The sequence below is a fragment of the Virgibacillus sp. DJP39 genome (genome assembly GCF_049310925.1).
Lineage (GTDB): Bacteria > Bacillota > Bacilli > Bacillales > Amphibacillaceae > Virgibacillus_F.
The window spans coordinates 1-4,765 of record NZ_JBMERP010000140.1; the positions used below are offsets into that span (position 1 = coordinate 1).

Consider the following 4,765-nt stretch of genomic DNA (forward strand, 5'->3'; position numbering starts at 1 on the left):
AATTATACATAAAAAATTGATTATTTCATAATTTCTTTTAGATTCTTACCTGGAATAGCTTAAACTTAAAAAGCAAGATATTGGGAAAGTTCACTTTCATGGTTTATCATTTCCCTTATGGGTTATTACTAAAACATACCCGAATTAAAAGTAAACACATATAGAAAGAAGGAATCTGTTACATGAAAGCAATCGTAATTGAGGCATATGGTTCTTCTGATCAATTAGTAGAGAAGGAAGTACCTACACCTACTATAAATGAAGATCAAGTATTGATTGAATTGAACGCTACGTCAATTAATCCCATCGATTGGAAGTTACGTGAAGGGTATTTACAAGAAAAACTTCCATTTGAATTTCCGATTATTTTGGGATGGGATGCTGCTGGTACCATTAAGGAAATTGGAAAGAACGTTTCAAATTTCCAAATTGGTGACAAAGTATATGCAAGACCCGAAACAACTGCTAATGGTACGTATGCTGAGTTTGTAGCGGTGGACGAGGATCTTTTAGCCAAAATGCCAGAAAACCTAACGTTTGAAGAGGCAGCAGCTGTACCTTTAGTTGGACTAACTGCTTGGCAGTGTCTCGTTGACTTTTCGAACGTAAAGGCGGATGACAAGGTGTTAATACATGCCGGGTCAGGTGGTGTTGGGAGCTTTGCGATTCAAATTGCAAAAAGCTTTGGTGCACATGTTGCTTCTACAGCAAGTGCAAAAAACGAAGAATTTTTAAAGGAACTTGGTGTTGATGAGTTCATCAACTATCAAGAAGAAAACTTTGAAGATCTACTTACCGACTATGACATTGTCGTTGATACAATGGGCGGAGAAATTCTAGAGAAAAGCTTTAACGTACTAAGACAAGGTGGCAAGCTAGTATCGATAGCCCAGCCTCCTGATGAAGAGTTGGCTAAATCCAAAGGTGTCACAGCAGGATTTCTTTGGTTAGAACCAAACGGAAAACAGCTTGCTGAGCTTGGTAATCTAATAAAAAAAGAACAAGTCAGCGTAAACGTTGGACACACTTTTCCATTTAGTGAGGAAGGTTTACGTCAAGCACATAAGTTAAGCGAAACCCACCATGCAAAAGGGAAAATTGTCATCAAAATAAAGTAAGTCTTTTTTAATTGCTTAGATCAATTTGATCTAAGCAATTTTTATATTTGATCTAATGCCTAAGCGTATGAACGGCTTCCTCTATTATTGAATAATATACAGGAACTAACGTTTAAGGAGGGCTGATGATGCAAATTCCTACAATACTGTCAGGACCTATTATACGACGAGTAGAACCGACTAACGTCTATATTTGGATAGTCACAAGTGAAAAGTTTACTATCGATGCTTCATTGTACAAAATTATCGAACAGGATGCAGACCTTCCTTTCGATTATGAACCCATTAGTACAAGCACCGAAGCCATAACAATTCATGCTGGAGAAAACATATATGTAAACTTACTTAAAATCATCCCAAAAGTGAATTTATTTCCAACAGACACATTGATCGGATACAATATCTTTCTTTCATCAAAAGAGCGCCATTTTGATCTAAACAGCTTTGATCTTCTTTCTCCTGAAAATCCACAATCCATTGTTTATGGTAAATTAGCCTACCCAACATTTTTTATTCAAAAAAATAACCCAAGCAATATGTTATATGGTTCCTGTCAAAAACCTCAAGGTGAGGGTAAAAGCACTTTAGTTAACGCTGACTTAACCATACAAGCCGATTATTTAGAACTGAGAAATCGGCCCAGTAGTCTTTTTTTAATGGGAGATCAAATCTATGCAGATGACGTATCAGACCCCCTATTCCACATATTATTAAATTGGAACAATCGCCTTATGGGAGCAAATCAATTTAACTTATCAAAGATAGATGATCGTTTAACAACAAACCCCTTTAAATCTGCTATTGATAAAATTCACGGTCGACAATTCATTATGGAACATTTTTGTAAGTTCACATCTGAAAATGCTGCTAATCATCTAATGCGGTTTGGAGAATATTCGGTGATGTACTTACTTACCCTTGGACCGCAGCTGTGGGAAGGAAAAATAGACAAAAGTATATTTCCGTCTTTTGAACAACTCATGACAGAAAACCAATTTTATTTTATGTATCCAGATGAAGCTCCATACCACCGTCAACGGGCAGAAGAGTATGAAAATCATGCGTTCAGGTATGAAAATGAGATAAAAAAACTAATTCCATTCCTACATTCTCTGGCGAATGTTAGGCGTGTACTTGCAAATACCCCTACTTACATGATTTTTGATGACCACGATATCACGGATGACTGGAATATATCCAGTGAATGGGTAGATGGCGTTATGTGTCAGCCACTAGGTAAACAAGTAATAGCAAATGGTCTTGCAGCGTATTGGTTTTTCCAAGGGTGGGGTAATGCACCAGATAATTTCAACCATCACTTTTTTGCCAGAATCAACAGTCTTCAGAATCAAAAGAGGACCGAACAACTACTTCAATCTCATTCGTGGCATTTTGTTGCGCCAACTACACCCAAGACATTATTTTTAGATACTCGAACGATGAGGGAATATGATGAAATACCTGAACCGATTCGATTTGGGAATATTATAGAAGAAGCACTTGATGCCCCCCAATTAATTGGTCGTAAGGGATGGGAATTAACAGCTGAAGTATTAGAGAAAAGCAGCTGGGAAAACGGTGATTCTTTAATAATCATATCCCCAACTCCTTTATACGGAATTGGCATAATTGAATCTTTCTTACAGCATTATGTATACCCTCTACGTATTCTTGGATTCCCAATGGATTATTCGTTTGACTTTGAAGCATGGAAATACAACGGAAAAGGCTTCAACAGATTTCTGCAGCAACTTGCAAAATGGAACCCAACACAATGCTATATCTTATCTGGTGATGTTCATTACGCTGGAGCGATTCAATCAGAAATTAAATTCAATAACAAATTCAGGATTACCATTAACCAATTTACAAGCAGCCCTATTCACAATATGAGTTTTTCTGGTATTTGGGGCTTAATTATGAAAGGCACCATATGGTTTAATGCTTTAAAAAGAAAGAAGCGGGTAATCCGCCGCTCCTGTGATCAACAGGATAATCTTGTTAGACATTCAAATAAGTTAAAGACAAAACAACATAAATGGCAAGAAGAAATAGCTTACCTTACTTCTTCAGATGGTTCGATAATTGAAACAAAAAACAATATTGGACTATTATCAGTTGACTCCCTATCAGCAACTAACAAATTAATACAAAGTACGGATCAGGGAACAAAAGTCATCTCTTATTCTCCGATCACTATAAAAAATATTCAATCTAAATAGTTCAGTATTTGCTTCCATTCCTGTACTTTCCCTGTTAAAGTTTTGGTATACCTTCCTGGGATTGGACTTGTGGACGGAAGCTTTAAAATATCTACTTTTTGCAGTTTTTTTGAATCTACATTTTTCTTAAGCGTTTGGTGTGATTTTGTTCCATTGCAGGCAATGAGCTTAATTCCTGGATATTTCTTCAGCAATCCAGGAATATCATTTACTTCTTCCTCAGAAATTTTACTGTCCAGACTCCCCTCCCGGTAGCAAGCACCAATTACATCCCATAATGCCAGATGATTATTTTTTACAAAAGCTATTTTTTCCTGGTAATCAGTGAGAACTTTGTGGTTAAATAATTCGAACAATATGTTCCAAAAATGATTGCGTGGATTCCCATAGTATTGTTGGTTCTCTAAAGATATTTCACTTGGCATGGAACCGACAATTAATACCTTTGATTTAACAGAAATTACCGGGTCGAGTCCAATTAACTTAGCCGTCATCGTGTCCCACTCCTCCCCTTTCACCATGTTAAACAAATCGTCTCTTGATGACCGTGCAGAAGAAAAGACAGTTTTAACTGCCTTCTCAAATTTTCAATATAGCTTACATATCATGTGACGTATTGTTTTTTTGTCTTGAATGGTTTTTGTTTTTAACCTTATGCGATCCACTTAACGGTTCGCCGTATGCTTGTTTCGGACCTAATGGTAAATTGGGTTGTTCTTGCTGTTTTGGGCCTTTTCGATTTTTTGGCATACATATTTCTCCTTTCTAATTATATCGTTAGTTTTTGATTACTTAAAGGCATTTATTCACGAAGCACGCACACATCCTAGTTTCTGTTATGATATATTTGTTGGAAGGAATGTGAGGTGCCCAAATGAAAGCAACGCTAATTGGAATTGGATCTGCACTATTTTTCTCGGTTACATTTGTTTTAAACCGGGCAATGGAGCTAGAGGGAGGAAGCTGGGTATGGAGTTCTACGTTACGCTTCTTTTTTATGCTTCCCCTATTACTAATAATTGTTGGTTTTAAACGAAACCTAACTCCAGTGTTTAGGCATATTAAAAAGCAGCCATTACTCTGGATTATCTGGAGTACGGTTGGATTTGGATTATTTTATGCACCACTAACGTTTGCAACCATATATGGTCCGGGTTGGCTTGTCGCTGCTACATTTCAAATCACTATTATTGCAGGGTCGCTGCTTGTCCCATTTTTAAGTAAAGCTAAAAAGCAGAAGATACCAATTCAAAGTGTCCTAATCTCTTTAGTAATCCTTGCTGGGGTTTTCCTGATGCAGTCTGTTCATGCATCCTCTGTACCTGCAATTAACGTTGTGCTGTGCGTACTGCCAATTATTATTTCCGCATTTGCATTTCCACTGGGCAACCGTAAAATGATGCAGATAGTAAATGGAGAATTAAA

At 37.0% G+C, this 4,765-nt stretch carries 5 protein-coding genes; 3 read left to right on the plus strand and 2 right to left on the minus strand.

Annotated elements, in window-relative coordinates:
• Window positions 1-182: 182 nt before the first annotated feature.
• Together ACOI1D_RS21075 and ACOI1D_RS21080 are read left to right on the plus strand one after the other, a co-directional pair.
• The gene (locus ACOI1D_RS21075; RefSeq protein WP_422504112.1) at window positions 183-1,118 is read left to right on the plus strand and encodes an NADP-dependent oxidoreductase; all 936 of its coding nucleotides are present in this window, start codon (window positions 183-185) and stop codon (window positions 1,116-1,118) included.
• A 128-nt stretch (window positions 1,119-1,246) separates the two neighbouring features.
• A complete protein-coding gene (locus ACOI1D_RS21080; protein ID WP_422504114.1) occupies window positions 1,247-3,340 on the plus strand; it encodes a hypothetical protein in 2,094 nt (697 codons plus the stop codon).
• Here ACOI1D_RS21080 and ACOI1D_RS21085 read toward each other — a convergent pair.
• Window positions 3,328-3,834: a DNA-deoxyinosine glycosylase gene (locus ACOI1D_RS21085; RefSeq protein WP_422504116.1), complete on the minus strand. Its 507-nt coding sequence runs from the start codon at window positions 3,832-3,834 to the stop codon at window positions 3,328-3,330. The two genes, ACOI1D_RS21080 and ACOI1D_RS21085, sit on opposite strands and share 13 nt — an antisense overlap.
• A gap of 103 nt (window positions 3,835-3,937) precedes the next feature.
• On the minus strand, window positions 3,938-4,090 hold the full coding sequence (locus ACOI1D_RS21090) for a small acid-soluble spore protein P (RefSeq protein WP_422504118.1): 153 nt from the start codon (window positions 4,088-4,090) through the stop codon (window positions 3,938-3,940).
• Between the two features lie 124 nt (window positions 4,091-4,214).
• Here ACOI1D_RS21090 and ACOI1D_RS21095 point away from each other — a divergent pair.
• A partial coding sequence (locus tag ACOI1D_RS21095; protein ID WP_422504120.1) for a multidrug resistance efflux transporter family protein occupies window positions 4,215-4,765 on the plus strand: 551 nt, incomplete at its 3' end.

What these genes read in the sequence shown, in the direction of transcription:
- ACOI1D_RS21075 (WP_422504112.1), top strand. Translation starts at nt 183, where the DNA reads ATGAAAGCAATCGTAATTGAGGCATATGGTTCTTCTGATCAATTAGTA.
- ACOI1D_RS21080 (WP_422504114.1), top strand. Translation starts at nt 1,247, where the DNA reads ATGCAAATTCCTACAATACTGTCAGGACCTATTATACGACGAGTAGAA.
- ACOI1D_RS21085 (WP_422504116.1), bottom strand. Translation starts at nt 3,834, where the DNA reads ATGACGGCTAAGTTAATTGGACTCGACCCGGTAATTTCTGTTAAATCA.
- ACOI1D_RS21090 (WP_422504118.1), bottom strand. Translation starts at nt 4,090, where the DNA reads ATGCCAAAAAATCGAAAAGGCCCAAAACAGCAAGAACAACCCAATTTA.